This window comes from Streptomyces silaceus (assembly GCF_001419745.1).
Taxonomy (GTDB): Bacteria; Actinomycetota; Actinomycetes; order Streptomycetales; family Streptomycetaceae; genus Streptomyces; species Streptomyces silaceus.
Genome location: NZ_LIRJ01000102.1, coordinates 1 through 23,460 on the forward strand (window position 1 = coordinate 1; position 23,460 = coordinate 23,460).

Genomic DNA, 23,460 nt, shown 5'->3' on the forward strand with positions numbered 1-23,460 from the left:
GCCTTCGGCCCCACGCCTCCGCCGCCCGGCGCGCCCGGCGCCGCGCCCCTCGACCATCTGCCGACGATGGCGGCCGGTCAGGCGCCGCCGCCCACGCCGCCGCCCGGCACCCCCGCGTACGGCTATCCGCAGCAGCACCCGCAGCCCGTCGCCTACGGCTACCCCCAGCAGCCGCCGGGCCACGGCTCCACCCCGCCCTACGGCCCCGGTCTGTACCTCCCCGCCACCACGCCCGAACCCCCGCGCCGCAACGGCCGTTCGACCGCCGCGCTGATCGTCGTCGCGTTGATAGTGGCCATCGGAGCGGGCGGCACGGTCTACGCCGTCATGAACGGCGAGGGCACCGACAAGCACGGGGACGACGGCAAGAACGCGGCGAGCAGCGCCCCGACGACGCCGGGCGACGACTCGCCGACGCCGGGACCGACCACCCCGGACGCGACCACGCCCGCCGCGCAGGACGACACGATCCCCGACAAGTACCTGGGCACCTGGACGGGCGGCCTCGACACCGAGTCCGGTCACAGCACCCGTCAACTCACTCTCCAGCAGGGCGAGGTGGGCGACACCGTGCTCGCGGTGACGGCGGACGGGCCGACGAAGGACGGCGGCACCTACCACTGCGTGTTCCAGGGCAAGCTGGTCTCCGCCTCCGAGGACCGCCTGCGCATCGGCCCGACGGACGTCACCGTCGGCGAGCCGATGGAGTCCTGCACCCCCGGTGAGTCGAGCGTCATCACGATCCTCGGCAACGGCAAGCTGCGGCGCGCGAACACGGACGGCACGGGCGAGTTGACGTACGACAAGGGGTGAGCGGGCCGCGTGCGGGAAGGGCCCACGGCCGCCCCGGCCCCCGGGCACTCCCGCGCCGCCTACCGTCACCACCCATGGACTGGTTGAGCGCCGAGAACACCATCGTCGTACTCACGGCGGTCCTCGGCCTGGCCGCCACCGTCGGCGCGCTCTGGTACGAGCGCCGGGTGCCGCGCCGCGGGGCGCAGGCCGCTTCCCCACGCCGAAGGGGCGTCCCGGCCGAGCCGGAACGCCCCTTCGGCACCAGTGGACGTGCCCCTAGATGAACGAGTTGATCTCGATCGTCTCGGTGCGGCCCGGGCCCACGCCGATCGCGGAGATCGGGGCGCCGGACATCTCCTCCAGGGCCTTCACGTACCCCTGCGCGTTCTTCGGCAGGTCGGCGAAGGTCTTGGCCTTGGTGATGTCCTCGGACCAGCCCGGCAGGTACTCGTAGATCGGCTTCGCGTGGTGGAAGTCGGTCTGGTTGTACGGCAGTTCCTCGACGCGCTTGCCGTCGATCTCGTACGCGACACAGACGGGGATCTGCTCCCAGCCGGTGAGGACGTCGAGCTTGGTGAGGAAGAAGTCCGTCAGGCCGTTCACGCGGGTCGCGTAGCGGGCGATCGGGGCGTCGAACCAGCCGCAGCGGCGGTCACGGCCGGTGGTGACACCGCGCTCGCCGCCGATGGTGCGCAGCGCCTCGCCGTCGTCGTCGAACAGCTCCGTCGGGAACGGTCCGGCGCCGACACGGGTCGTGTACGCCTTGAGGATGCCGATGACGCGGCTGATCTTCGTCGGGCCCACGCCCGTACCCGTGCAGGCGCCGCCCGCGGTCGGGTTCGAGGAGGTGACGAAGGGGTACGTGCCGTGGTCCACGTCCAGGAGCGTGCCCTGGCCGCCCTCGAACAGGACGACCTTGTCCTCGTCGAGGGCGTTGTTGAGGATCAGCGTGGTGTCGGCGACATACTGCTTGATGTTCTCGCCGTGCTCCAGGAGCTGCTCGACGATCTGCTCGGCCTCGATGGCGCGGCGGTTGAAGACCTTGGTGAGCAGCTGGTTCTTCTGCTCCAGGGCCGCCTCGACCTTCTGCTGCAGAATCGACTCGTCATAGAGGTCCTGCACGCGGATGCCGGTGCGGTTGATCTTGTCGGCGTAGGTCGGGCCGATGCCGCGGCCGGTCGTACCGATCTTGCGCTTGCCGAGGAAGCGCTCGCCGACCTTGTCCACCGTGACGTTGTACGGCGTGATGATGTGCGCGTTACCGCTGATCAGCAGCTTGGACGTGTCGACGCCGCGCTCGTTCAGACCGCTCAGCTCGGAGAGCAGGACCGACGGGTCGACGACGACTCCATTGCCGATGACCGGGACACAGTCCGGGGAGAGAATCCCGGAAGGGAGGAGATGCAGCGCGTACTTCTGGTCGCCCACGACGACCGTGTGGCCGGCGTTGTTGCCGCCCTGGTAGCGCACCACATAGTCCACCGAGCCACCGAGCAGGTCAGTGGCCTTTCCCTTGCCTTCGTCACCCCACTGAGCACCGAGCAGCACAAGTGCGGGCACAGGCGTACACCCCTTCCGGGCGGGGCATGTCCAAGGTCTGGGGCGTCGCCGCCCTATGGGTGTGCCTTGGATGCTGCCCCGGAATAGACGAAGCCCCTGGCGCAATAGCGCAAGGGGCTCTTGCACAAAGATGCTACCCGAGGTCTCAAAGAACGGCTAAAAGAAAGGGAGCACGTTGTCGGCTCGCGACCAGCTCCTTGTCGTCATCGACCCGGTCGCCCGGCGCACGGACGGTGAGTCGGTACGGATCGCGAAGGACGTACTCGGCGCGGGTGCGGCGGTCCGGGTCTGTCTGCCCGAAGGCCCGGAGGACTTCACGAAAGCCCTGGCCAGGAGGGGTGCGCGGCGGCTCGTGGTGGTCGGCGACGACCGGGCGCTGCTGCGGGCGGTCGGCACGCTGCACCGGGAGCGGGACCTCGCGGGGAGCGCGCTCGCGCTCGTTCCCGTGGGCGCGGCGCAGACGCTCGCGCGGGCGCTCGGGGTGCCGCCGGGGGCCGTCGCCGCCGCGCGCGCGGTCCTCGAGGGGGCCGAGCGGCGGCTGGATCTGCTGGTGGACGACAGCGACGGTGTGGTGCTCGGCGACCTCCTGATCCCGTCGGTGCCGCCCGCCGCGGAGCCGGCGGCCGCGGGCGCCTCGGCGTCCACGGGCGAGGGGCACGCCTGGCTGCGTACGTGCCAGTCCTTCGTCCGCACCCTCGCCACGCGTCCCTCGCGGGTGGCGGCGCCCCTGGGGCCCGTGCCCGCGCGGCTCCGGGTGGAGGCGGACGGCGTCACGCTGGTCGACCTGGACCAGCCGGTCGAGGGCGTGCGGGTGACCGCGGGGGCCGGCGGGGGCGTGGCCCAGGTGGAGATCCGCCCTTCGTCGGTGGGCGCGGAGGCGGCGCCGCTGCGGGTGGGGGCGCGGACGGTGACGGTGTCCGGGGCGGACTTCCGCTATCGCGCGGACGCGGTGGTGGCGGGCCCGGTCCGCACGCGGACCTGGACGGTCCGGCCGGGGGCGTGGTCGCTGACGCTGCCCCGCTGAGGCTCCCGGCGCCGCCCGCGGGGGCTACTCCGGGCCGAAGAGGGTCTCCCGGTGGGTGCGCCAGCGGGACATCATGCCGGCCAGTTCCGCCTGTACGAACTCGAAGAACGCCAGCGTCTCCGTGAGGCGGCGGCCCGCCGGGGAGTCGGCGCCGAGGCTGGTGACGCCGTCCTGGAGGGCGTTCTCCCAGCGCTTGAGGATGCCGTCGCGGTTGGCCAGCGCCTCGTACCACTGGTTGCTGTGCACACGGAAGATGTCGCGGCGCGTGCCCGGCTCCCGTTCGCGGGCGACCATGTGCTGCTGCGTCAGATAGCGCACCGCCCCGGACACGGCCGCCGGGCTGACCCGCAGCCGCTCGCCGAGCTCCGCCGAGGTGAGGGCGCCGGAGTCGGAGGCGAGCAGGGCGGCGAAGATCCGTGCGGGCATCCGCGGCATGCCCGCCTCGACGAGCTGCGAGGCGAACTGCTCCACGAAACGGGAGACCACCTCCGCGTCCGGCTGCCCCTCGGACACCCCCGCCGCCGCGCCCTCGGCCCCGCTCACCGTCTCGTCCCGCGTCATCCTTCGATCATCTCCCCTGCCGTCCTCGCAGCTCACCCCGGTGGTCGCCAGTTTATACGCTTCCTTAACTTCACAACTTTGTGAAAGTAGCGTACGTTCAGAAACATGACGAAGGCAATCACCGTCTCCGGACTGCACAAGTCGTTCGGTACGACGCACGCGCTGGACGGCCTCGACCTGGACGTCGAGACCGGCGAGGTGCACGGCTTCCTCGGCCCGAACGGCGCCGGGAAGTCCACCACCATCCGGGTCCTGCTCGGCCTGCTCCGCGCCGACTCCGGCGCGGCCCAGCTGCTCGGCGGTGACCCCTGGCACGACGCCGTCGACCTGCACCGCCGCATCGCGTACGTGCCCGGTGACGTCACCCTGTGGCGCAACCTCTCCGGGGGCGAGGTCATCGACCTCTACGGGAAGCTGCGCGGCGGCCTCGACCAGAGCCGGCGCGCCCGCCTCGTCGAACGGTTCGAGCTGGACCCCACCAAGAAGGGGCGCACGTACTCCAAGGGCAACCGCCAAAAAGTCGCCCTGGTCGCCGCCTTCGCCTCCGACGTCGACCTGCTGATCCTCGACGAGCCGACCTCCGGCCTCGACCCGCTGATGGAGGAGGTCTTCCAGAGCTGCGTCGAGGAGGAGCGCCGCCGGGGGCGGACCGTCCTGCTCTCCTCGCACATCCTCAGCGAGGTCGAGACCCTCTGCGACCGCGTCAGCATCATCAGGAAGGGGCAGACGGTCGAGTCGGGGTCGCTGGCCGACCTGCGTCATCTGACGCGGACCAGCGTCACCGCCGAGCTCGCGGGCGAACCGAACGGCCTCGCGCACCTGCCGGGCGTCCACGACCTCGACGTACAGGGCCGCCGCGTCAAGCTCCAGGTCGACACCGACAAGCTCGACGCGGTCCTCAAGTCCCTCACGCAATCCGGCATCCGCTCGCTGACCAGCACCCCGCCGACCCTGGAGGAGCTGTTCCTGCGGCACTACCAGGACGACGTGACGCACGACGCCGGCGACGAGGTGATGGCGCGATGACCGCCGCGGCCCCCGCCGTCACCGGCTCCGGCCGCGCGCCGCGCGGCGCCACCCGCCAGCTGGCGGGCACCGGCACCCTGCTGCGGCTCGCGCTGCGCCGGGACCGGGTCATGATGCCGGTCTGGATCCTGGTCGTCTCCGGACTCGTCCTGGCCATGCCCGGCTCCCTGGAGTCCGTCTACGGCACCGCCGCCGAACGCGCCGACGCCATGGAGTCGATGAACTCCAACTCCTCGATGCGCGCCATGTACGGACCGGTCTTCGGGGACTCCCTCGGCGCGCTCACCACCTGGCGCGTCGGCGTGTACGCGGGCGTGCTCGCGGCCGTCATGAGCCTGGTCGTCGTCGTACGGCACACGCGCGACGAGGAGGAGACCGGCCGGCAGGAGATGCTCTCCGCCTCCATGGTGGGCCGCAGGGCGCCGCTCACCGCCGCGCTGCTCGCGGCCCTCGTGGCGAACGCGGCGGCCGGTCTCCTGATCACCGCCGGGCTCGCCGGACAGGGCACGGCGGGCGCGCTCGCGCTCGGCCTCGGGGTCGCCGGAACGGGCATGCTGTTCGCCACGACGGCGGCCATCGCCGCGCAGCTCACCGAGAGCGCGCGGCTCGCGAAGGGCATCACCGCGGCCGTGTTCGGCACCGCCTACGTCCTGCGGGCGGCCGGCGACGCGTCCACCGAGGACGGCTCCTCGGTCCTGACCTGGCTCTCGCCGCTCGGCTGGCAGGAGAACCTGCGGGCCTACGCGGGCGAACGGTGGTGGGTCGTGCCGCTCGTCCTCGCCGCGATCGCCGCGCAGGGCGTCGTCGCGTACACCCTCGCGGGCCGCCGCGACGTCGGCATGAGCTTCCTCGCGACGCGGCCGGGGCCCGCGCGGGGGCGGCTCGCCACGGCGGGCGGGCTCGCCTGGCGGCTGCAGCGCGGCGGCGTCCTCGGCTGGAGCGCCGGGTTCCTGCTCGCCGGGATCGTGTTCGGCGGGATGGCGGACGGCGCGGCCGACGTGGTCGGCGACAACGAGAGCACCCGCGAGATCATCCAGCGGATGGGCGGCCAGTCCGGGCTCACGAACGCGTTCCTGTCCACGATCATCGGCATGTTCGGCATGATGGCCGGCCTCTACGTCGTCTCCTCCGTGCTGCGCCTGCACGGCGAGGAGACCTCCCAGCGCGCCGAGCCGGTCCTCGCGAACGCGGTGGGGCGGCTGCGGTGGGCGGCCGGCCACCTGGTCATCGCCTTCGGCGGCGCGGCCCTCCTGCTCCTGCTCGCCGGGACCGGCGTCGGCATCGGCCACGGCGAGGACGTCGGCGCGGTCCTGGGCGCGTGCCTCGCGCAGCTGCCCGCGGTGTGGGTGCTCGGCGGGCTCGCGGTGCTGCTGGCCGGGGCGTTCCCCAAGGCGGCGGTGGCCGCGTGGGCGGCGGCGGGCGTCTGCCTCGCCATCGGCTGGGTCGGCCCCGCGCTCGACCTGCCGCAGGCCGTCATGGACCTCTCGCCCTTCGGGCACCTGCCGAAGCTGCCGGGCGGCGAGCCGGCCTGGACGCCCCTGCTGCTCCTCGCGGCGCTCGCGGCGGCGCTGGTCGCGGCGGGCCTCGCGGGGCTGCGGCGCCGGGACATGACCACCTGACGGCCGCGCGGCCCCCTAGACCGCGACGAGGAGTTCGCGCAGCCCCCGGATCACGAAGTGGGACCCGCGCCCGGGCTCCGCGGCGAGCGACAGCCGCGGGGCCCTGCGCAGCAGCGCCCGCATGGACGCGGCGAGTTCCATGCGGGCCAGCGGGGCGCCGATGCAGTAGTGGATGCCCGCGCTGAAGGAGATGTGCGGGTTGTCGCGGCGGGCGAGGTCGAGCTCGGCGGGGCGGTCGAAGACCGCCGGGTCGTGGTTGGCGGAGCCGAACAGGAGCGCCACCTCCGAGCCCCGCGGGATCGTCACCCCGCCGACCTCGATGTCGTCGAGGACCCACCGTTCGAAGAGCTGGAGCGGGGTGTCGTAGCGCAGCAGCTCCTCGACGGCGGAGGGGACCAGCGCCGGATCGGCGCGCAGCGCGGCCAGCTGGCCGGGGTGGCGGAAGAGCGCGTGCCAGCCGTTGACGGTGGCGTTGACCGTGGCCTCGTGCCCGGCGTTCAGGAGCAGCACGCAGGTCGAGATCATCTCCTGCTCGCCGAGGCGCGCGCCGCCGTCCTCGTCGTGCGCCGCGATCAGGCCGGAGATCAGGTCGTCGCCGGGCTTCTCACGGCGGTCGGCGATCAGCTCCCGCAGATAGGCCGAGAACTCCACGCCGGCGCGGACGGCGCGGGCGGCGGTCTCCTTCGACGGCTTCAGCTCGTACATGCCGCAGATGTCGGCCGACCAGGGCCGCAGCAGATGCCGGTCGCCCTCCGGGATGCCCAGCATCTGGGCGATGACCGCCACCGGCAGCGGCTCGGCGACGCGCGCCGCGAGGTCCCCGCCGCCGTCCGCCACCAGGCCGGCCACGAGCCGGTCCGCCAGCTCCTCCACGTAACCCCGCAGTCCCTCGACCGTGCGCGGCGTGAACGCCTTCGACACCAGGCGGCGGATGCGGGTGTGGACCGGCGCCTCCAGGTCGAGCATGCCGTTGTCGTTGAGGACGTGGAACGGCTCGTGCTCGGGCGGCGGCGCCTGGCGCCCGAACTCCTCGTGCCCGAAGCGGTGCAGATAGGTGCGGCCCAGGCGCCGGTCGCGCAGCAGCGCCGCGACGTCCGCGTGGTGCGGGATCAGCCACTGGTCGCTGGGGGCGTAGTGGTGCGCCCGGCCCGCGGCGCGCAGCTCCGCGTACGCCGGGTAGGGGTCGGCGACGAACTCCGGTGACCAGGGGGCGAAGACCGCGGCGGCGTCCATGCGGGGACGCTAGCCCCCGCGCCCCCGCGTGACCAGAACCCCCGCACGAGCGGGCTCAGCCCGGCGTGACCAGCCGCGCCTCGTACGCGAACACCGCCGCCTGCGTGCGGTCGCGCAGGCCCAGTTTCACCAGGACCCGGCTGACGTGCGTCTTGATCGTGGACTCGGCCACCACGAGCCGGGAGGCGATCTCCGCGTTCGACAGGCCCTGCGCGATCAGCACCAGGACCTCCGTCTCGCGCTCGGTCAGCTCGCCGTACTGCTGTGCCTGGACGGCCGCCGAGAGCCGCGGCGCGTCCGCGAGCTTGGAGAACTCCGTGATCAGTCGGCGCGTCACCGTCGGCGCGAGCAGCGCCTCGCCGGACGCCACCACGCGCACCCCGTCGGCCAGCTGGCGCGCCGAGGCGTCCTTGAGGAGGAAGCCGGAGGCGCCCGCGCGCAGCGCCTGGTACACGTACTCGTCGAGGTCGAAGGTGGTCAGGACCAGGACCTTGCAGCCGTCCTCGCCGCCCGCGGCGACGATCTCGCGGGTCGCCTCGATGCCGTTCAGCTCGGGCATGCGGATGTCCATCAGGACCACGTCGGGGGTCAGCTCGCGGACGCGGTCGACCGCCTCGCGGCCGTTGACGGCCTCGCCGACGACCTCGATGTCGGGCATCGCGTTCAGGAGGACGGAGAACCCTTCGCGGACCATCATCTGGTCGTCCGCGATCAGGACGCGGATCGTCATGAGCCGTCCTCCCCCGCCGGGTCGATGCGGTCCGCGAGCGGCACCGGCAGGAAGACCGTGACCTCGTACCCGCCGTCCGCCGTCGGCTCCGCCGTCATCTCGCCGTTCAGCATCGTGACGCGCTCGCGCATCCCGGTGATGCCGTGACCGGCGCCGGGCGACGGCTTGACCAGGCCCCTCGCGGGACCGTTGACGATGCGCAGGCCGAGGCCACCGAGGACGTACCCCACCTCCACGCGGGCCGGGGCGCCGGGCGCGTGCCGCAGGCTGTTGCTGAGCGCCTCCTGCACGATGCGGTACGCCGAGAGCTCCACGCCCTGCGGCAGCTCGCGCACCGCGCCGGTGATCACCTTGTCGACGGCCAGGCCCGCGTCGCGGACGTTGTCCAGGAGCCGGTCGAGGTCGGCGAGCGTGGGCTGCGGGGCGTCCGGCGCCTCGTAGTCCTCGGCCCGGACGACGCCGAGGACGCGGCGCAGCTCGGTCAGCGCCGACACCGCGTTCTCGCGGATCGTCACGAAGGCCTGCTCCAGCTCGGGCGGCGGGTTCTCCACGCGGTAGGGCGCGGCCTCCGCCTGGATGGCGACCACCGACATGTGGTGGGCGACCACGTCGTGCAGCTCGCGGGCGATGGTGGTGCGCTCCTCGAGGAGGGTGCGCTTGTCGCGCTCGATGGCGGTGACGGTGCGCTGCACGGTGACCTCGCGCTGCGCCTCGCGGCGCACGTGCACCAGGGTGGTGACCAGGAGCGCGAGCGCGGAGAAGAACAGCATCTCCGGGGCGTTCGTGCCGCTGCCGCCGAGGAAGACCTCCGCGGCCACCGCGAACGCGCCCGTGCCCGCCCACATCCACAGCGCCGTGCGCGGTCCGGTCCGGGCCGCGACCACGACCATCACCGTGGTGTGCGCGAAGAAGGCGGAGGGGCCCCACGGCCAGCCGTCCCAGCTGTTGCCGAGCGCGCCGGTGACCGGCGTGGACAGCAGCGAGACCCAGAACGCGCCGACCGGCCTGACCAGCGTCATCAGGATCGCCACGGCGGGGATGAAACCGGTCATGGCGTACGCGATGTCGTTGCCGACGTGGCCCATGCCGAGGGCGATGAGCAGCGCGAGCAGGGCGGCGGCCACCACGAGGGCGTGCCGGCTCCAGATCGCGTAGCCGCGTATCCGCTCGGGCATGCGGCTGCTCAGCGGGCCGAGCGTGTCCCTGGGCTGCAGGGGTCGGTAGGCGAAGGCGTCGTGGAACAGCGCCTGGCGCATGCCCCCGAAGACGTCCATCGCGTAGTGGTACTCCGGGGTCTTCTGGCTGTGCTGGCGGCTCTGGCCGCCGCTGCTCTGGCCCCTGGCCTTGAGCCGTTCAGTCGTGTCGGTCACGTCTACGAAGGTACGGGGGCGCCGCCGGTGGGGGCGTCCGCAGCAAGGGGGGTTCTGCCGGGTCCGTCCCAGGTACTACTCGGTCCCACCGGGGTCAGAACGCCAGCTGGGCGATCTCCTCCGCCACCACCGCGCACGCGTCCGCCGCCGGGTCGATCAGGGGGAAGTGGCCCACGTCCTCCAGGAGCGTCAGGCCCACCACCTCGCCCGCCTTCGCCGCGGCGTCGGCGTACGCCTCGGCCACGGCCTGGGGGACGGTGATGTCGGTGCGCCCCTGCACCACGGTCGTGGCGATGCCGGTCGGGAGCAGCGCGGCCGGGTCGGCGTACGGCAGGCGCTCCGCGAACCGCTCCGCGCCGCCGAGCAGCTGCGCCGACGCGCCCCCGCACACCGCGAGCTCCTCGGCGACCGTGAAGTCCGCGATCGGCGCGAGGGCGACGACGCCGCGCAGCGGGGCCGGGCGGTCGGTGCGCCAGGGCGCGTCGGCGGGCAGCACGTGCCGCGCGGCCGCCCACAGCGCGAGGTGGCCGCCCGCGGAGTGCCCGGTCACGACGGTGCGGCGCGGGTCGGCCGACGGCAGGGCGTCCCGTACGAGCGCGGGCAGCGCGTCGAACGCGGCGGCCACGTCGTCGAACGTCTCCGGCCAGCGCCCGGCCACCGGGCCGTCGCCGCCCTGCGCGGGAATCGAACTGCCCCTGCGGTACTCGACGTTGGCCACGGCGAAGCCCCGGCGGGCCAGGAAGTCCGCGAAGGGCGTGATGTGCTGCCGGTCGTACGGCGCGCGCCAGGCGCCGCCGTGCAGGACGACGACCAGCGGCGTCGGGCGGGGCGGCCCGTCGCCCCGGGGGGCGTAGAAGTCGACGACCTGGTCGGGATGTTCGCCGTACGAGGCGGTGGCGTCCGGCTTCACGGCGGGGTGCGCGAAGGCGGCGTCCGCCTCGGCGGCGTCGCGGGCCACGGCGGCGTCGTCCGGCATGCGGCAACCTCTCAACAGCAGTGCGGCTGGCGGTGATGCTCCCACTCTTCCGTGGTGCGGAAAAGTGGGAGCAAGATCCGCCGGACGCTATCAGTCCAGCGTGCGCGCCAGCACACGAGCCGCCCGCTCCGCGTCCGCGAAGGAGACGTACAGCGGGGTGAATCCGAAGCGCAGCACGTCGGGGGCGCGGAAGTCGCCGACCACGCCCTGCTCGACCAGCCGCTTCATCACGTCGCCCGCACCGTCGCACCGCAGCGCGACCTGGCTGCCGCGCTCGGCGTGCGCGCTCGGCGTGAGCGACTCGACCCGCCCCTCGGGTACGTACGCCTCGACGCACCGCAGGAAGAAGTCCGTCAGGGCGAGGGACTTGGCGCGCACGGCGTCGACGGAGACGCCGTCCCACGCGTCGAGCGCCGCCTCGAGGGCGAGCATCGACAGGATGTCCGGCGTGCCGACGCGGCCGCGCAGCGCGCCGTCCGCGGCCTCGAACTCCGGCCGCATGCCGAAGGGTTCGGCGTGCGAGTTCCAGCCGGGCAGCGGCGAGTCGAAGCGGTCCTGGAGGCTTTCGCGCACGTAGATGTAGGCGGGCGAACCCGGCCCGCCGTTCAGGTACTTGTACGTGCAGCCCACCGCGAGGTCGACCCCGTGCTCGTCCAGGCCGACCGGCAGGGCGCCCGCCGTGTGGCACAGGTCCCAGACGACGAGGGCGCCCGCCGCGTGGACGGCCGCCGTCAGACCGGGCAGGTCGTGCAGGCGCCCGGTGCGGTAGTCGGCGTGGTTGAGGAGGACGGCGGCGGTGCGCTCGCCGAGGACGCCGTGCACCTCGCCCGGCGCGACCGGGATGAGCCGGCATCCGGTGAGGCGGGCGGCGGACCGCGCGATGTACCCGTCCGTGGGGAAGGTCGTGGCGTCAACGACGATCTCGTCGCGCCCCTCGTCCGGGTGTGCGGGGTCCCGGGCGATGCGGACGGCGGCCACCAGCGCCTTGAAGACGTTCACGCTGGTGGAGTCGCCGACCACGATCTGTCCGGGGGCGGCGCCGACGAGCGGGGCGATGCGGTCGCCGATGCGCTCGGGCGCGGTCCACCAGCCGCTCTCGTCCCAGGAGCGGATGCGGAGCCTTCCCCACTCGTGGGCCACCACCTCGGCGAGGCGGTCCGGCACGTTCGCGGGCAGGGCGCCCAGGGAGTTGCCGTCCAGGTAGACCGTGTCGTCGAGGACGAACAGGTCGCGCCTGGCGCGGAGTTCGTCCTTGGCGTCCAGGACCTCGGCCTCGGCCCGCAGGCCGGCTCCGTGCAGTCCGTCAGACATGGCTCCTCGCAGTCCACAGCTCGGGGAACACGTTCTTCGTCGCGCGCTTCTCCAGCCACGCCACACCGGCGGAGCCGCCCGTGCCCGTCTTGGCGCCCATGGCGCGGCGGGTGGCGACCAGGTGGTCGTTGCGCCAGCGCCAGACCAGTTCGGCGACGTCCGTCAGCGTCTCGCCGAGGCGGGCGAGGTCGCCGCTCTCGTCGCCGGAGTAGAGCTCCGTCCAGACGGCCTCGACCTCGGGCGACGGCTCGTACCTCCTGGCCGGGTCGCGCTCCAGGACGGCGGCCGGTATCGCGTGCCCGCGCCGGGCGAGGAGCCGCAGCACCTCGTCGTACAGGCTCGGCTCCTGGAGGGCCTTCTCCAGCTCCGCGTGGACGCGCGGGGCGCCGCGGTGCGGGACCAGCATCGACGCGGACTTCTCGCCGAGCAGGAACTCCATGCGGCGGTACATCGCCGACTGGAAGCCGGAGCCCTCGCCGAGCGCGCTGCGGTAGGAGTTGAACTGGGCGGGGGTGAGCTGGGCGAGCGGGCGCCAGGAGGCGTTCAGGGCCTCCAGCTCGCGCAGGCTGCGCTTGAGCGCGGCGACCGCGACGGGGATGTCGTCGCGGCGCAGGGCGTGCGCCGCGGTCTCCCACTCGTGGACGATCACCGTGAACCACAGCTCCATGACCTGGGTGGTGACCAGGAAGACCATCTCGCCGGGGTCGTCCGAGCGGGGGTGCTGGAGGTGGGTGAGGACGTCCGCCTGGACGTAGTCCTCGTACGGGGTGGTGCCCGCGAAGTCGAGGTTGGGGCTCTCGCCCTCGTGCGCCTCGGTGGACCCGTCACGCTCCTCGGTGGACGCCGTGTGCGTGGGGGTGGACGCCTCATGCGTCTCTGGGGACATCGCTGTCTCCTCGATACGTACTCCGGGTAGCGGTCCGCCCCTACCGGTACCGGCACGGGGGCCCCGGTCCCCACCGGAATCTTCTGCAACTTTCCCCGAATCGGCAAGGGATCCCCGGCCCGGGGCAGTGCCCAACGCGGAACGCTGCTGTCAGGCCTGGGTGCGGCGGCGCTCCCGGCAGGCCCGCTGGTGGGCGGCGTTCCCGCAGCCGCGCACCGAGTGCCAGACGCCGCTGTTGTTGCGGGAGCGGTCGAAGAACGCGGCGGCGCAGGGTTCGTTGCGGCAGATCTTCAGGCGGCGCCAGACGCCCGAGGTCTGGGCGAGCAGCCCCTCGGCGAGCACGGCGGAGGCCAGCCAGCGCGCGCCCGCGCCCTCGGGCTCCACGGTCAGGCAGCCGTTGCCGCCGAGGGCGACCACGACGGGCGCCGAGGTGAAGCGCACCGCGTCCCCGCCCCCGTCACCAGCGGCGAGCGCCCGCCGCAGCTGGTCGCGCAGGCAGCGCAGCTTGGGCAGGTCGTCGTCGGTCAGGGCGAGGCGCACGTCGCCGCGCCCGGTCTCCCGTGCCCAGTCGCGCACGGCGCCGTCGGCCCATTCCTGGGCAGCGTCGAGCGCGCCGTCGGCCAGCAGGTCGGGCAGGCCGGCGGCGCCGGAGTGGCCGGCGGGCGCGGTGTTCAGGAGGTCCTGGACGAGCGCGAGGCCGCCGGGCGCGGGGGTCAGACAGTGCCGCTCGGTCGCTGGCCAGTTCATGCCGTTCAAGGTACCTGCTCGGGGCCCGCCCTTCAGGCGGCATCACCAAAAGACGTACAGTGCTGTCACTGATGTAAGACGATGTCCGTGCCGAAAGCATCGAGAGCCCCAGGAGAACCCATGGAAGCCACGGAAACCACGACGTCGCGCGCCGCGCGGATCCTCGGCCGCCCCTTCGACATCAACGGCCTCACCCTGCGCAACCGCATCGCCATGGCCCCCATGACCCGCCAGTTCTCCCCGGACGGCGTGCCCGGCGCCGACGTGGCGGAGTACTACGCGCGCCGTGCCGCGGGCGGCGTCGGTCTCATCGTCACCGAGGGCACCTACGTCGACCACGCCTCGGCCGGCAGCAGCCACCGCGTCCCGCGCTTCCACGGCGACGCCGCGCTCGCGGGCTGGCAGAAGGTCGCCGAGGCCGTGCACACGGCGGGCGGGAAGATCGTCCCGCAGCTCTGGCACGTCGGCGCGACCCGCAACGACGGCGAAGGCCCCTTCCCCGACGCGCCGCCCGCCGGCCCCTCCGGCCTGGACCTCGACGGCGCCGCGAAGGGCCACGCGATGACGTCCGCCGACATCGACGAGGTCATCGCGGCGTTCGCCCGCGCGGCGGCCGACGCGGAGCGGCTCGGCTTCGACGGCGTCGAACTGCACGGCGCGCACGGCTACTTGATCGACCAGTTCCTCTGGGGCCGCACCAACCGCCGCACCGACGGCTACGGCGGCGGCCTCGCCTCCCGCGCCCGGTTCGCCGCGGAGATCGTCGCGGCGGTGCGCGCGGAGGTGGCGCCGGACTTCCCCGTGATCCTCCGGCTCTCCCAGTGGAAGGCGAACTCCTACGACGAGAAGCTGGCCGCGGACCCGGCCGAACTGGATTCCCTGCTCACGCCGTTGGTGGCCGCGGGCGTCGACGCCTTCCACGCCTCCACGCGGCGCTACTGGCTCCCCGAGTTCGCCGGCGACGACCTCAACCTCGCGGGCTGGATCAAGAAGCTCACCGGCAAGGCCGCGCTGTCCGTCGGCTCGGTCGGCCTCGACAAGGAGTTCACGGCCGCGGAGACGTTCTCCACGGAGACCACGTCGAGCACCGGCATCGACCTGCTCCTGGACCGCATGGAGCGCGACGAGTTCGACGTGATCGCGGTGGGCCGCGCGCTGATATCCGACCCGGAGTGGGCGCAGAAGGCCCTCACGGACCGCCTGGCGGACGCGGTGCCGTACGACGCGGGTCAGCTGCGTCGGCTGGTCTGAGATCCGCGGCGGGGGCCCCGGGGCGACAGCACCCCGGGGCCCCCGCGCGACGTCAGCCGAGCGTCTCGGCCGCGGTCTGCGAGGAGTCGCGGAGGAAGCCCGCGCAGCGCTCGTACTCCTCCTGCTCGCCGATCGCCTGCGCCGCCCGCGCCAGGGCGTGCAGCGCGCGCAGGAAGCCGCGGTTGGGCTCGTGCTCCCACGGCACCGGGCCGTGGCCCTTCCAGCCGCTGCGGCGCAGGGCGTCCAGGCCGCGGTGGTAGCCGGTGCGGGCGTACGCGTACGACTCGACGACGCGGCCGCCCTCGTACGCCTCGTCGGCGAGGCGGGCCCAGGCGAGCGAGGACGTGGGGTACTTGGCGGCGACGTCGGTCGGGTCCGCGCCGCCCGCGAGCAGCTCGCGGGGCTCCGGGTCGTCGGGCAGGTGGGTCGGGGGCGGTCCCCCGAGCAGATCCTTGTGAATGGCCATGGGTGCCAGTCTGCGCCATACGCGTACGGACCCGGCACCCAGGGAAGGGGTGCCGGGCCCGTACGGAACCTGCCGGTGGCTCCCCGGGGGAGCCGCGCCGGTTACTTCAGCCTCGTGCCCGTGGACCGCAGGGCCGCGCAGGCCTCGGAGACGCGCCCCGCCATGCCGGCCTCGGCGAGCTTGCCCCAGGTGCGCGGGTCGTACGTCTTCTTCGAACCGACCTCGCCGTCGACCTTCAGGACGCCGTCGTAGTTCTTGAACATGTGGTCGGCGACCGGACGCGTGAACGCGTACTGGGTGTCGGTGTCGAGGTTCATCTTCACGACGCCGTTCTCCAGCGCGGTGGCGATCTCCTCGGCGGTCGAGCCGGAGCCGCCATGGAACACGAAGTCGAAGGGGGACGTCTTGCCGTACTTGGCGCCGACGCCCTCCTGGAGGTCCTTGAGCAGCTCGGGACGGAGGACGACGTTGCCCGGCTTGTAGACGCCGTGGACGTTGCCGAAGGACGCGGCCAGGAGGTAGCGGCCCTTCTCGCCCAGGCCCAGGGCCTCGGCGGTGCGCAGCGCGTCGTCGACGGTGGTGTACAGCTCGTCGTTGATCTCGTGGCTGACGCCGTCCTCCTCGCCGCCGGTCGGGGTGATCTCGACCTCAAGGATGATCTTGGCGGCGCGGGCCTTCTCCAGGAGCTCCTGGCCGATGGCCAGGTTGTCCGCGAGGGTCTCGGCGGAGCCGTCCCACATGTGGGACTGGAACAGCGGGTTCTGACCGGCCTTGACGCGCTCGGCGGAGACGTCGAGCAGCGGGCGGACGTAGCCGTCGAGCTTGTCCTTGGGGCAGTGGTCGGTGTGCAGCGCGACGGTGATGTCGTACTTGGCGGCGACGATGTGCGCGAACTCGGCGAGGGCGACGGCGCCGGTCACCATGTCCTTGTTGTGCTGGCCGCCCAGGAACTCCGCACCACCGGTGGAGATCTGGATGATGCCGTCGCTCTCGGCCTCAGCGAAGCCGCGCAGCGCGGCGTGCAGGGTCTGCGAGGAGGTGACGTTGATCGCCGGGTAGGCGAACTTGCCTGCCTTCGCCCGGTCGAGCATCTCGGCGTAGACCTCGGGAGTTGCGATGGGCATGTGTCCGCTCCTTGTGATGTGCGGGTGTGTGCTGGGCCCTGACCTATGGGGGCGACGTCATCGTCGCCCCCATCTTTCCAGACTTGCCGGACAGCTCCAGCCGGAGTGCGGCCGGATCCTCGGGACCCAGGTCCTTCTTCGGCAGGTCCGGAGGCCGTCAGTCGGCGAGCCCGAGGTCGTCCTTCGAGTACGCGAAGAGGTACGGCACGCCCGCGCCCTCGGTGATCTTCTCGCCGGCGCCGGTCGCGCGGTCCACGATCGTGGCGACGCCGACGACCTCGGCGCCCGCCTCGCGGACGGCCTCGACGGCGGTCAGCGGCGAGCCGCCGGTGGTGGAGGTGTCCTCGACGACCAGGACGCGGCGGCCCTTGATGTCCGGGCCCTCGACGCGGCGCTGCATGCCGTGCGCCTTGGCGGCCTTGCGGACGACGAAGGCGTCCAGGCGCTTGCCGCGCGCGGCGGAGGCGTGCAGCATCGCGCCGGCGACGGGGTCGGCGCCCATGGTCAGACCGCCCACGGCGTCGAAGTCGAGGTCCTTGGTGAGGTCCAGGAGCACCTGGCCGACCAGCGGGGCGGCCTCGCCGTCGAGGGTGATCCGGCGGAGGTCGATGTAGTAGTCGGCCTCCAGGCCGGAGGAGAGCGTCACCTTGCCGTGCACGACGGCCTTGTCCTTGATCTGCTGCAGCAGCTCGCCGCGTACGTCAGTCATGCCCTAGAGCTTAAAGCCGCCGCCAGGTCCAGGTCGTCGCCGTCTCCAGGGGCTCGATGGGGGTGACCAGGCGCGGGTCGGTGTTGAGGCCGTCGGGCGGTCCGGTCTGCGGCTCGACGCAGACGGCGGCCTCCTGCTCGTCGTACACGACGACCCACTGCTCGCGGCTCGTGACGTTCACTTCGAGGCGCTCGGGCCAGGTCAGCGTCACGTCGACGCCGTCCGGCATGCCGAAGCAGTCGTCCCAGGGGCCGGGGGCGGGGTCGACGCGGCGGCCGGTGGGCAGGTGGTCGTCGCCGCGCTCCTCCTGCCAGGCGGGGGCGAAGTCGAGGCGGACGGGCTCGCCGCCGCCGTCGAGGACGCGGTGGAACCAGGGGTGCCAGCCGGCCTGCGCGGGGAAGGAGCCGCCGTGCGTCTCGATGCCCAGCCGCAGCGTCAGCGACTCCTCGGTGAGCTCCACGATCTGGGTGACGCGGCCGGGGTAGGGCCAGGGGTCGGCCAGTTCGTACGTGAAGACGGCCTCGGTCTTCGAGGTGCGCGCGGTGCGCCACTCCGCGTCGCGGGCGAAGCCGTGGATGGCGTGCGGCGGGGAGTTGAGCGGCATCTGGTGGACGACGGCGCCGTCACGGAACCGCCCGTCCCGGATCCGGCCGCACCAGGGCACCATCGGGAAGCAGCCGTACCGCTCCCCCTGCCTCAGCAGCTCGACGCCGCCGATGCGCAGACTGCCGACACGGCAGCCGTTGCCCGGCTGCACGATCACTTCCGCGTCGCCCGCGGTCAGGGTCACGTCTTCGGTACTCACGACCCGACCCTACGGGGTACCGCCTCGCCGGGACGAGACGGGACGGAGCAGCCGGGGAACCCTTCGGCCGGGGCCGTCAGAGGAACCCTTCGGCCGGCGCCGTCAGCGGCGCCGGCGCAGTGCCCGGCCGACGACGATGGCCGAGGCGAGCGCGACGGCCGCGGCGGGCGCGGCCCACCGCAGCGTGGCCCGCGTGGACAGCGCCTCCGGCGCGGGCGCGGGCGCGTACCGCCCGCGGGGCGGCGCGTGGTCGACCTCCTCGGCGCTGCGGCCGATCATGGTGCGACGCGCATGCGCGGCCTCGGCGGGCGCCACCCCGAGGTCGTCCGTGCCGTCCAGCAGGTCCTCGGCGTCGTCGACGTCGATGTCGTCCGTGTCGTCGAGGCCGTCGAGGTCGTCGAGGTCGTCGCTGAGCGGGTCGAGGGACGGCGGCGGCACCTCCGTCTCGAAGACGGAGGGCGCGGCGGCCGGGGCCTGCGGCGCCGCGGACGCCCCGTCGGCACCGGGCTCCTCCGGCGCCGTGTCGGGCGGCGCCCCCGCGCCGAGCCCCTCCGCGAACCGTTCGAGGAGTTTTCGCACAGCGGATTCCACAGCCTGTGGAGAACTTTCCGCGATCCGCCCGTCGGCGGCCGCGCTCCCGGCGAACACCAGCGTCGTCCCCGCGGCGGCCGGCACGAGCCGCACGGTCAGCGACAGCTTCACGGAGCCGGAGCCGCGCACCTCGGCGCCCTCGCCCTCGACGGCGTACGTCCCGTCCTCGCGCGCCGCGGACGTCGCCGCGCCGCGATACGTGATGGTGTGCCCCCCGACGCGCACCCGCAGCCGCCCGGAGAGCGGCCCCGCCGTCTCCTCCGCGTCGCGCTGAAGCCCGGGGACCGCCCCGGCGACCCGCTCGGGGTCGGCCAGGACCTGCCGGAGCCGCTCTGCCGAGACCGGAACGAACACCTCATGCTCCATGGCAGCCGAGCCTACCCATGCGGGCGCCCGCATATACGTGTGTTCGGCGGAGCGTGTACGTCAGTTCGCGTAACGCGGATGCACGAGGGTGGAGGGCGCGAGCCCCGGCAGCCGGGTCCGCTCGGCCGCCCGCACCCCCGTGCGCACCACCTCGGCCCCGGCCGAGCGCAGCAGCACGGGCCGGGTCCGCGAGGCCAGCAGGAAGCCCCAGTCGCGCGGTGCCCGCGCGCCCTCCGCCGTCCGGTCGGGCCCGGCGGCGAAGCCGGACTCCCGGCCGCCGACGCGGTACGGCACGGTCCGCAGGCCCGCCGCGCGCAGCGTCGCCTCCACCGTCCAGAAGACGCGCGCCCGGGTGGACAGCGGCCCCGCGTGCACGGCGAGCCGGCCGCCCTCGGCGAGGACGCGGGTGGTGAGGCCGTAGAACTCCTGGGAGTACAGCTTCGTACTGGCCGTGATGCCCGGGTCCGGCAGGTCGGAGATCACCACGTCGTACGTCGCGCGGGACGAGCGCAGCCAGCGGAACGCGTCGGCGTTCACCACGTGGACGCGGGGGTCGGCGTACACATGGCCGTTGAGCGCGCTGAGGACCGGGTCGTGGCGGGCCAGGCGGACGACGCCGGCGTCCAGCTCGACGATGTCGACGCGGCGCACGCCCCGGTGGCGCAGCACCTCGCGCGCCGCGAGTCCGTCGCCGCCGCCGAGGACCAGCACGCGCGCGTGGGGCCCGCGCATCGCGGGGACGACGAGCCCCTGGTGGTAGCGCTTCTCGTCGCGTCCGCTGATGCGCAGCCGGCCGTCGAGGAAGAGGTGCAGGGTGCTGCGCCTGGCGCCGGTGAGGACGACCTCCTGCACGTCGGTCTGGACGGCGACCCGCACGTCCCCGCCGTACACCGCCCTGCGCGCGGCTCGTTCGAAGTCGTCGACGAGGACGGCGGCGGAGGCGAGCAGCGAGAGCACCACGACGTTCGCGGTGAGCAGCACCCAGCGCCCGCGCGTGCTCAGGTCACGCCCGAAGAGCCCGAAGACGAGCGCGCCGCCCGCGAGCGCGTTGACCGCGCCGGTGAACAGGGCGCCCGTCAGCTGCCCGAACAGCGGGAGCAGCAGGAAGGGGAAGGCGAGACCGCCGACGAGGGCGCCCACGTAGTCCGCGGCGAACAGGTCGGAGACGGCGCCGCTGGCGTCCTGGCGGCGGATGCGCTGGATGAGCACCATCAGGAGCGGCACCTCGGCGCCGATGAGGACGCCGATGGCGAGGGAGAACGCGACGAGCAGATAGCGCGATCCGCTCGCCCACACCTCGCCCTTGTCGCCGGTCCACGCGAACGCCGCGTACAGGGCCATGGCGCTGCACCCGCCGACCAGCGCGAGCGCGGCCTCGACGAGGCCGAACCAGGCGGAGGCGCGGCACCGCAGCCGCTTGGCGAGCAGCGAGCCGATGCCCATGGCGAACACCATCACGGAGAGCACCACGGAGGCCTGGGTGACGGAGTCCCCGATCAGGTACGAGGCGAGCGCGACGAGTTCCAGTTCGTAGACGAGCCCGCAGGCAGCGCAGACGAACACGCCCACGAGAACGAAGAACCGTCCTGCCCCGGGCGAGACCGGCAACCGCACCGACGACTCGATCACGCCAGCACGCTACGTCACCGCGCACTCGCACCGGGTCCCCCACAAGGGTGCATCTAGGTGTAGACGCGGCACCCCGGGTGGACCAGCGGCGGGCGGGCGCGCCGCCCGCCGGTCACAGCGCGGCGGGCATCGGCATCCGTACGCCCACCCGGGTGCGCGTCGCCACCAGCTGCCCGTCCTGCGGATACGCGTGCCACGTACGCCACATCACCGAGCCCTCGTGGCGCTGCGCCAGCATCGCGGTGAAGGCGTGCGGGCTGCCGGGGAACACGCCGGCCAGGCCGTGCGGATGCTCGGCCACCAGGGCGAGCAACTCCTGCGCGCGGCCCGCGAACTGACCGCTCGACAGCGTCTCGACGCGCGCCGCGAACTCGTACTCCCAGTCCCCCACGCGCTTGGAGACGCCGAGCGGCAGGGGGGTACTGCTGCCGGGGATGCAGGCCACGGTCTCGGAACAGCTGCCGTGCTCCTCCTCGAGGAGCACTTGGTGCGAGGCCCCCAGCAGTCTGAGCTGCATCTTCGCGTCGGCCAGTTCCAGTTCGAGAGTGGCGAGCGCGGGCAGCGGCTCGCGCCCCAGGGCCCAGGCGAGGTCCGCGGCGCGCGTGTCGGTATAGACAGTCTTCAGGGTCGTGAGCATGGGTCGGCTCCGCTAACACGCAATGGAGGTGGGGCCGGCGCACCCGCATGGAACACCGGGCGGTCGGAATGCCGGCTCGTGCCCACAAGAACGTCGTGTGACGAGTCCCCGGACCGGGATCCGTGAAACCTGTGACGGACGATTGAGGGCGGTGCTGACGATTAAGAGGGAATCATGGTCGGCGACAGTGCCACAGCGTTTTTACCCAACTTCGTAGGGTTTCCATCCCCCCGAGGGCTGCACAGTTCAACTGTTCAGTAGTCCTTCACGGCACGGCGCCGGAGCGCACCTCCGTCGCACCACGACGCACCACGACGCACGACGACGCGCAACACGAGAGCGCCCGGCGGGAGTTGTCTCTCCCGCCGGGCGCCCCCGTGGAACCGGTGGACCAGCTGCCCCGTGTCAGCTGCCTCCGCCGCATCCGCCCCCGCCGCCTCCGCACGAGGAACCGCCCCCGCACGAAGACCCGCCTCCGCACGAGGAGCTGCTGCTCCCGCAGGCGTGCCCGCCGCCACCGCCGTGGTGGTGCCCGGAGCCGTAGGTCCCGTCGTAGGACCCGGCCCACCAGCTGCCGCCGGCCGTGCTCGACGCGGTGCCGGAGCGCCACGCCGAGCGCTTGCGCCGCCGGCTGCTGCCGCCGAAGCTGATCGCCGCCGCCAGGGCGAACACGAACAACGCGATGAAGATGAAGGCCACGGTCACGGCCATCACACTCCTTCCGTTCCCCCGAAGCGGGTCCCCCGTGGGTCTCGCTTCTCGCGTGACAGGGGAATGCCCGTGCGCACGGCGGCGCAAAGCAGAGTTGAGGAAGTCCAGAGGTTCGGCGCAGGATGACGGCCATGACCTCCACTTCCGGGAGCGGGCGCCCGCTGCTCAACCGCCGCCTCGCCGAGTTCGGTACGACGATTTTCGCCGAGATGTCAGCACTCGCGGTGAAAACGGGCGCGATCAACCTCGGCCAGGGATTCCCCGACACCGACGGCCCCGAGTCGGTGCGCGAGGCCGCGGTGCGGGCGCTGCGCGACGGGCGCGGCAACCAGTACCCGCCGGGCCCCGGCGTCCCGGAGCTGCGCGAGGCGGTCGCCGCGCACCAACTCGGCCGCTACGCCCTCTCCTACGACCCCGACCGCGAGGTCCTCGTGACGGCGGGCGCGACCGAGGCGATCGCGGCGTCCCTGCTCGCCCTCGTCGAGCCGGGCGACGAGGTCATCGCACTGGAGCCCTACTACGACTCGTACGCCGCCTCGATCGCCCTCGCGGGCGGCACGCGCGTGCCGGTCACGCTGCGCCCGCGCGACGGCCGCTTCGTCCTCGACCTGGACGAGCTGCGCGACGCCGTCACCGACCGCACCCGGCTGCTCCTCCTCAACACCCCGCACAACCCGACCGGCACGGTCCTCACCCGCGCCGAGCTCACGGAGATCGCGAAGCTGGCGGTCGAGCGGGACCTCCTGGTCATCACCGACGAGGTGTACGAGCACCTGGTCTTCGACGACGCCGAGCACATCCCGCTCGCCTCGCTGCCCGGCATGCGCGAGCGCACGGTCACCATCGGCTCGGCCGGCAAGACGTTCTCCTTCACGGGCTGGAAGGTCGGCTGGGTGACGGCCACGCCGGAGCTGGTCACGGCGGTCCGCTCGGCCAAGCAGTTCCTCACGTACGTCTCCTCGGGGCCCTTCCAGTACGCGGTGGCCGAGGCGCTCGCCCTGCCCGACTCCTACTTCGCCGACTTCCGCGCGGACATGCTCGCCAAGCGGGACCTGCTGAGCGCGGGGCTCACGGCGGCGGGCTTCGACGTCTACCGGCCGGCCGGCACGTACTTCATCACCACCGACATCACGCCCCTCGGCGAGACCGACGGGTTCGCCTTCTGCCGCTCCCTGCCGGAGCGGGCCGGTGTCGTCGCCATCCCGAACGCGGTCTTCTACGACCACCGGGACGCGGGGGCGCCCTTCGTGCGCTTCGCCTTCTGCAAGCGGACGTCCGTCCTGGAGGAAGCCGTCACACGGCTCAAGTCGCCGGCGGGCTGAGGACGCTGAGG

Annotated in this window: 23 protein-coding genes and 1 pseudogene; 7 read left to right on the forward strand and 17 right to left on the reverse strand. The window is 73.1% G+C overall.

Annotated elements, in window-relative coordinates:
* Together AOK22_RS11975 and AOK22_RS39645 are read left to right on the forward strand one after the other, a co-directional pair.
* Positions 1–813 (forward strand): annotated as a pseudogene (locus tag AOK22_RS11975) (serine/threonine protein kinase); the annotation flags it as partial.
* Between the two features lie 74 nt (positions 814–887).
* The gene (locus AOK22_RS39645; RefSeq protein WP_079036504.1) at positions 888–1,079 is read left to right on the forward strand and encodes a hypothetical protein; all 192 of its coding nucleotides are present in this window, start codon (positions 888–890) and stop codon (positions 1,077–1,079) included.
* Here the strand turns inward: AOK22_RS39645 and AOK22_RS11980 are convergent.
* On the reverse strand, positions 1,072–2,355 hold the full coding sequence (locus AOK22_RS11980; RefSeq protein ID WP_055698589.1) for an adenylosuccinate synthase: 1,284 nt from the start codon (positions 2,353–2,355) through the stop codon (positions 1,072–1,074). The two genes, AOK22_RS39645 and AOK22_RS11980, sit on opposite strands and share 8 nt — an antisense overlap.
* Before the next feature lie 175 nt (positions 2,356–2,530).
* On the opposite strand from AOK22_RS11980, the gene AOK22_RS11985 reads away from it, so the two are divergent.
* Positions 2,531–3,379, forward strand: coding sequence for a diacylglycerol kinase family protein (locus AOK22_RS11985; RefSeq protein ID WP_055698590.1), 849 nt, complete (start codon positions 2,531–2,533; stop codon positions 3,377–3,379).
* 24 nt (positions 3,380–3,403) lie between these two features.
* Here AOK22_RS11985 and AOK22_RS11990 read toward each other — a convergent pair whose 3' ends face one another.
* Positions 3,404–3,940, reverse strand: coding sequence for a GbsR/MarR family transcriptional regulator (locus AOK22_RS11990; RefSeq protein WP_079036505.1), 537 nt, complete (start codon positions 3,938–3,940; stop codon positions 3,404–3,406).
* A 105-nt stretch (positions 3,941–4,045) separates the two neighbouring features.
* On the opposite strand from AOK22_RS11990, the gene AOK22_RS11995 reads away from it, so the two are divergent.
* Entirely contained in the window at positions 4,046–4,966 is a 921-nt protein-coding gene (locus tag AOK22_RS11995) for an ABC transporter ATP-binding protein (protein ID WP_055698591.1), read from the forward strand.
* Positions 4,963–6,585, forward strand: a complete 1,623-nt coding sequence (locus AOK22_RS12000; RefSeq protein ID WP_055698592.1) for an ABC transporter permease — start codon at positions 4,963–4,965, stop codon at positions 6,583–6,585. Before AOK22_RS11995 ends, AOK22_RS12000 begins: the two co-directional genes overlap by 4 nt.
* 15 nt (positions 6,586–6,600) lie before the next feature.
* On the opposite strand, the gene AOK22_RS12005 is transcribed toward AOK22_RS12000, so the two are convergent.
* From AOK22_RS12005 to AOK22_RS12035, 7 genes are all read right to left on the reverse strand, one after another.
* Positions 6,601–7,818 carry a cytochrome P450 gene (locus AOK22_RS12005; RefSeq protein ID WP_055698593.1) on the reverse strand — a complete coding sequence of 406 codons (1,218 nt, stop codon included), beginning with the start codon at positions 7,816–7,818 and terminating at the stop codon, positions 6,601–6,603.
* A 55-nt stretch (positions 7,819–7,873) separates the two neighbouring features.
* Positions 7,874–8,548 (reverse strand): response regulator, encoded by a 675-nt coding sequence (locus tag AOK22_RS12010; protein WP_055698594.1) that lies wholly within the window; start codon positions 8,546–8,548, stop codon positions 7,874–7,876.
* Positions 8,545–9,918, reverse strand: a complete 1,374-nt coding sequence (locus AOK22_RS12015) for a sensor histidine kinase (protein ID WP_055698595.1) — start codon at positions 9,916–9,918, stop codon at positions 8,545–8,547. Before AOK22_RS12015 ends, AOK22_RS12010 begins: the two co-directional genes overlap by 4 nt.
* 94 nt (positions 9,919–10,012) lie before the next feature.
* Positions 10,013–10,894 carry an alpha/beta hydrolase gene (locus AOK22_RS12020; RefSeq protein ID WP_055698596.1) on the reverse strand — a complete coding sequence of 294 codons (882 nt, stop codon included), beginning with the start codon at positions 10,892–10,894 and terminating at the stop codon, positions 10,013–10,015.
* A 90-nt stretch (positions 10,895–10,984) separates the two neighbouring features.
* Positions 10,985–12,205 carry a kynureninase gene (gene kynU / locus AOK22_RS12025; protein WP_055698597.1) on the reverse strand — a complete coding sequence of 407 codons (1,221 nt, stop codon included), beginning with the start codon at positions 12,203–12,205 and terminating at the stop codon, positions 10,985–10,987.
* Complete coding sequence (locus tag AOK22_RS12030; protein ID WP_079036506.1) at positions 12,198–13,091, reverse strand: tryptophan 2,3-dioxygenase family protein; 894 nt, start codon at positions 13,089–13,091, stop codon at positions 12,198–12,200. Before AOK22_RS12030 ends, kynU begins: the two co-directional genes overlap by 8 nt.
* 150 nt (positions 13,092–13,241) lie before the next feature.
* Entirely contained in the window at positions 13,242–13,838 is a 597-nt protein-coding gene (locus AOK22_RS12035) for a CGNR zinc finger domain-containing protein (protein ID WP_055698598.1), read from the reverse strand.
* A 120-nt stretch (positions 13,839–13,958) separates the two neighbouring features.
* On the opposite strand from AOK22_RS12035, the gene AOK22_RS12040 reads away from it, so the two are divergent.
* The gene (locus AOK22_RS12040) at positions 13,959–15,089 is read left to right on the forward strand and encodes an NADH:flavin oxidoreductase (protein ID WP_055698599.1); all 1,131 of its coding nucleotides are present in this window, start codon (positions 13,959–13,961) and stop codon (positions 15,087–15,089) included.
* A 52-nt stretch (positions 15,090–15,141) separates the two neighbouring features.
* Here the strand turns inward: AOK22_RS12040 and AOK22_RS12045 are convergent, their stop codons facing one another.
* The 8 genes from AOK22_RS12045 to AOK22_RS12080 form a co-directional block, all read right to left on the reverse strand.
* A complete protein-coding gene (locus tag AOK22_RS12045) occupies positions 15,142–15,555 on the reverse strand; it encodes a DUF3151 domain-containing protein (RefSeq protein ID WP_055698600.1) in 414 nt (137 codons plus the stop codon).
* 101 nt (positions 15,556–15,656) lie between these two features.
* The gene (gene fbaA, locus AOK22_RS12050) at positions 15,657–16,679 is read right to left on the reverse strand and encodes a class II fructose-bisphosphate aldolase (RefSeq protein ID WP_055698601.1); all 1,023 of its coding nucleotides are present in this window, start codon (positions 16,677–16,679) and stop codon (positions 15,657–15,659) included.
* Positions 16,680–16,836: 157 nt separating this feature from the next.
* Positions 16,837–17,388, reverse strand: a complete 552-nt coding sequence (gene pyrE / locus AOK22_RS12055) for an orotate phosphoribosyltransferase (protein WP_055698602.1) — start codon at positions 17,386–17,388, stop codon at positions 16,837–16,839.
* Between the two features lie 10 nt (positions 17,389–17,398).
* Positions 17,399–18,193, reverse strand: coding sequence for an aldose epimerase family protein (locus AOK22_RS12060; RefSeq protein ID WP_055698603.1), 795 nt, complete (start codon positions 18,191–18,193; stop codon positions 17,399–17,401).
* Positions 18,194–18,295: 102 nt separating this feature from the next.
* The gene (locus tag AOK22_RS12065) at positions 18,296–19,150 is read right to left on the reverse strand and encodes an SRPBCC domain-containing protein (protein ID WP_055698604.1); all 855 of its coding nucleotides are present in this window, start codon (positions 19,148–19,150) and stop codon (positions 18,296–18,298) included.
* 60 nt (positions 19,151–19,210) lie between these two features.
* Complete coding sequence (locus tag AOK22_RS12070; RefSeq protein ID WP_055698605.1) at positions 19,211–20,779, reverse strand: polyamine aminopropyltransferase; 1,569 nt, start codon at positions 20,777–20,779, stop codon at positions 19,211–19,213.
* 112 nt (positions 20,780–20,891) lie between these two features.
* Entirely contained in the window at positions 20,892–21,416 is a 525-nt protein-coding gene (locus AOK22_RS12075) for a DUF2617 family protein (RefSeq protein ID WP_055698606.1), read from the reverse strand.
* Between the two features lie 405 nt (positions 21,417–21,821).
* The gene (locus AOK22_RS12080; RefSeq protein ID WP_055698607.1) at positions 21,822–22,127 is read right to left on the reverse strand and encodes a hypothetical protein; all 306 of its coding nucleotides are present in this window, start codon (positions 22,125–22,127) and stop codon (positions 21,822–21,824) included.
* Positions 22,128–22,249: 122 nt separating this feature from the next.
* On the opposite strand from AOK22_RS12080, the gene AOK22_RS12085 reads away from it, so the two are divergent.
* Entirely contained in the window at positions 22,250–23,449 is a 1,200-nt protein-coding gene (locus AOK22_RS12085; RefSeq protein ID WP_193433235.1) for a pyridoxal phosphate-dependent aminotransferase, read from the forward strand.
* Positions 23,450–23,460 lie beyond the last annotated feature (11 nt).

What these genes read in the sequence shown, in the direction of transcription:
- AOK22_RS39645 (WP_079036504.1), top strand. Translation starts at nt 888, where the DNA reads ATGGACTGGTTGAGCGCCGAGAACACCATCGTCGTACTCACGGCGGTC.
- AOK22_RS12065 (WP_055698604.1), bottom strand. Translation starts at nt 19,150, where the DNA reads ATGGAGCATGAGGTGTTCGTTCCGGTCTCGGCAGAGCGGCTCCGGCAG.
- AOK22_RS12085 (WP_193433235.1), top strand. Translation starts at nt 22,250, where the DNA reads ATGACGGCCATGACCTCCACTTCCGGGAGCGGGCGCCCGCTGCTCAAC.
- AOK22_RS12035 (WP_055698598.1), bottom strand. Translation starts at nt 13,838, where the DNA reads ATGAACTGGCCAGCGACCGAGCGGCACTGTCTGACCCCCGCGCCCGGC.
- AOK22_RS12005 (WP_055698593.1), bottom strand. Translation starts at nt 7,818, where the DNA reads ATGGACGCCGCCGCGGTCTTCGCCCCCTGGTCACCGGAGTTCGTCGCC.
- kynU (WP_055698597.1), bottom strand. Translation starts at nt 12,205, where the DNA reads ATGTCTGACGGACTGCACGGAGCCGGCCTGCGGGCCGAGGCCGAGGTC.
- AOK22_RS11990 (WP_079036505.1), bottom strand. Translation starts at nt 3,940, where the DNA reads ATGACGCGGGACGAGACGGTGAGCGGGGCCGAGGGCGCGGCGGCGGGG.
- AOK22_RS12080 (WP_055698607.1), bottom strand. Translation starts at nt 22,127, where the DNA reads ATGGCCGTGACCGTGGCCTTCATCTTCATCGCGTTGTTCGTGTTCGCC.
- AOK22_RS12075 (WP_055698606.1), bottom strand. Translation starts at nt 21,416, where the DNA reads ATGCTCACGACCCTGAAGACTGTCTATACCGACACGCGCGCCGCGGAC.
- fbaA (WP_055698601.1), bottom strand. Translation starts at nt 16,679, where the DNA reads ATGCCCATCGCAACTCCCGAGGTCTACGCCGAGATGCTCGACCGGGCG.
- AOK22_RS12030 (WP_079036506.1), bottom strand. Translation starts at nt 13,091, where the DNA reads ATGTCCCCAGAGACGCATGAGGCGTCCACCCCCACGCACACGGCGTCC.
- AOK22_RS12045 (WP_055698600.1), bottom strand. Translation starts at nt 15,555, where the DNA reads ATGGCCATTCACAAGGATCTGCTCGGGGGACCGCCCCCGACCCACCTG.
- AOK22_RS12010 (WP_055698594.1), bottom strand. Translation starts at nt 8,548, where the DNA reads ATGACGATCCGCGTCCTGATCGCGGACGACCAGATGATGGTCCGCGAA.
- AOK22_RS12000 (WP_055698592.1), top strand. Translation starts at nt 4,963, where the DNA reads ATGACCGCCGCGGCCCCCGCCGTCACCGGCTCCGGCCGCGCGCCGCGC.
- AOK22_RS11995 (WP_055698591.1), top strand. Translation starts at nt 4,046, where the DNA reads ATGACGAAGGCAATCACCGTCTCCGGACTGCACAAGTCGTTCGGTACG.
- AOK22_RS12040 (WP_055698599.1), top strand. Translation starts at nt 13,959, where the DNA reads ATGGAAGCCACGGAAACCACGACGTCGCGCGCCGCGCGGATCCTCGGC.
- pyrE (WP_055698602.1), bottom strand. Translation starts at nt 17,388, where the DNA reads ATGACTGACGTACGCGGCGAGCTGCTGCAGCAGATCAAGGACAAGGCC.
- AOK22_RS12020 (WP_055698596.1), bottom strand. Translation starts at nt 10,894, where the DNA reads ATGCCGGACGACGCCGCCGTGGCCCGCGACGCCGCCGAGGCGGACGCC.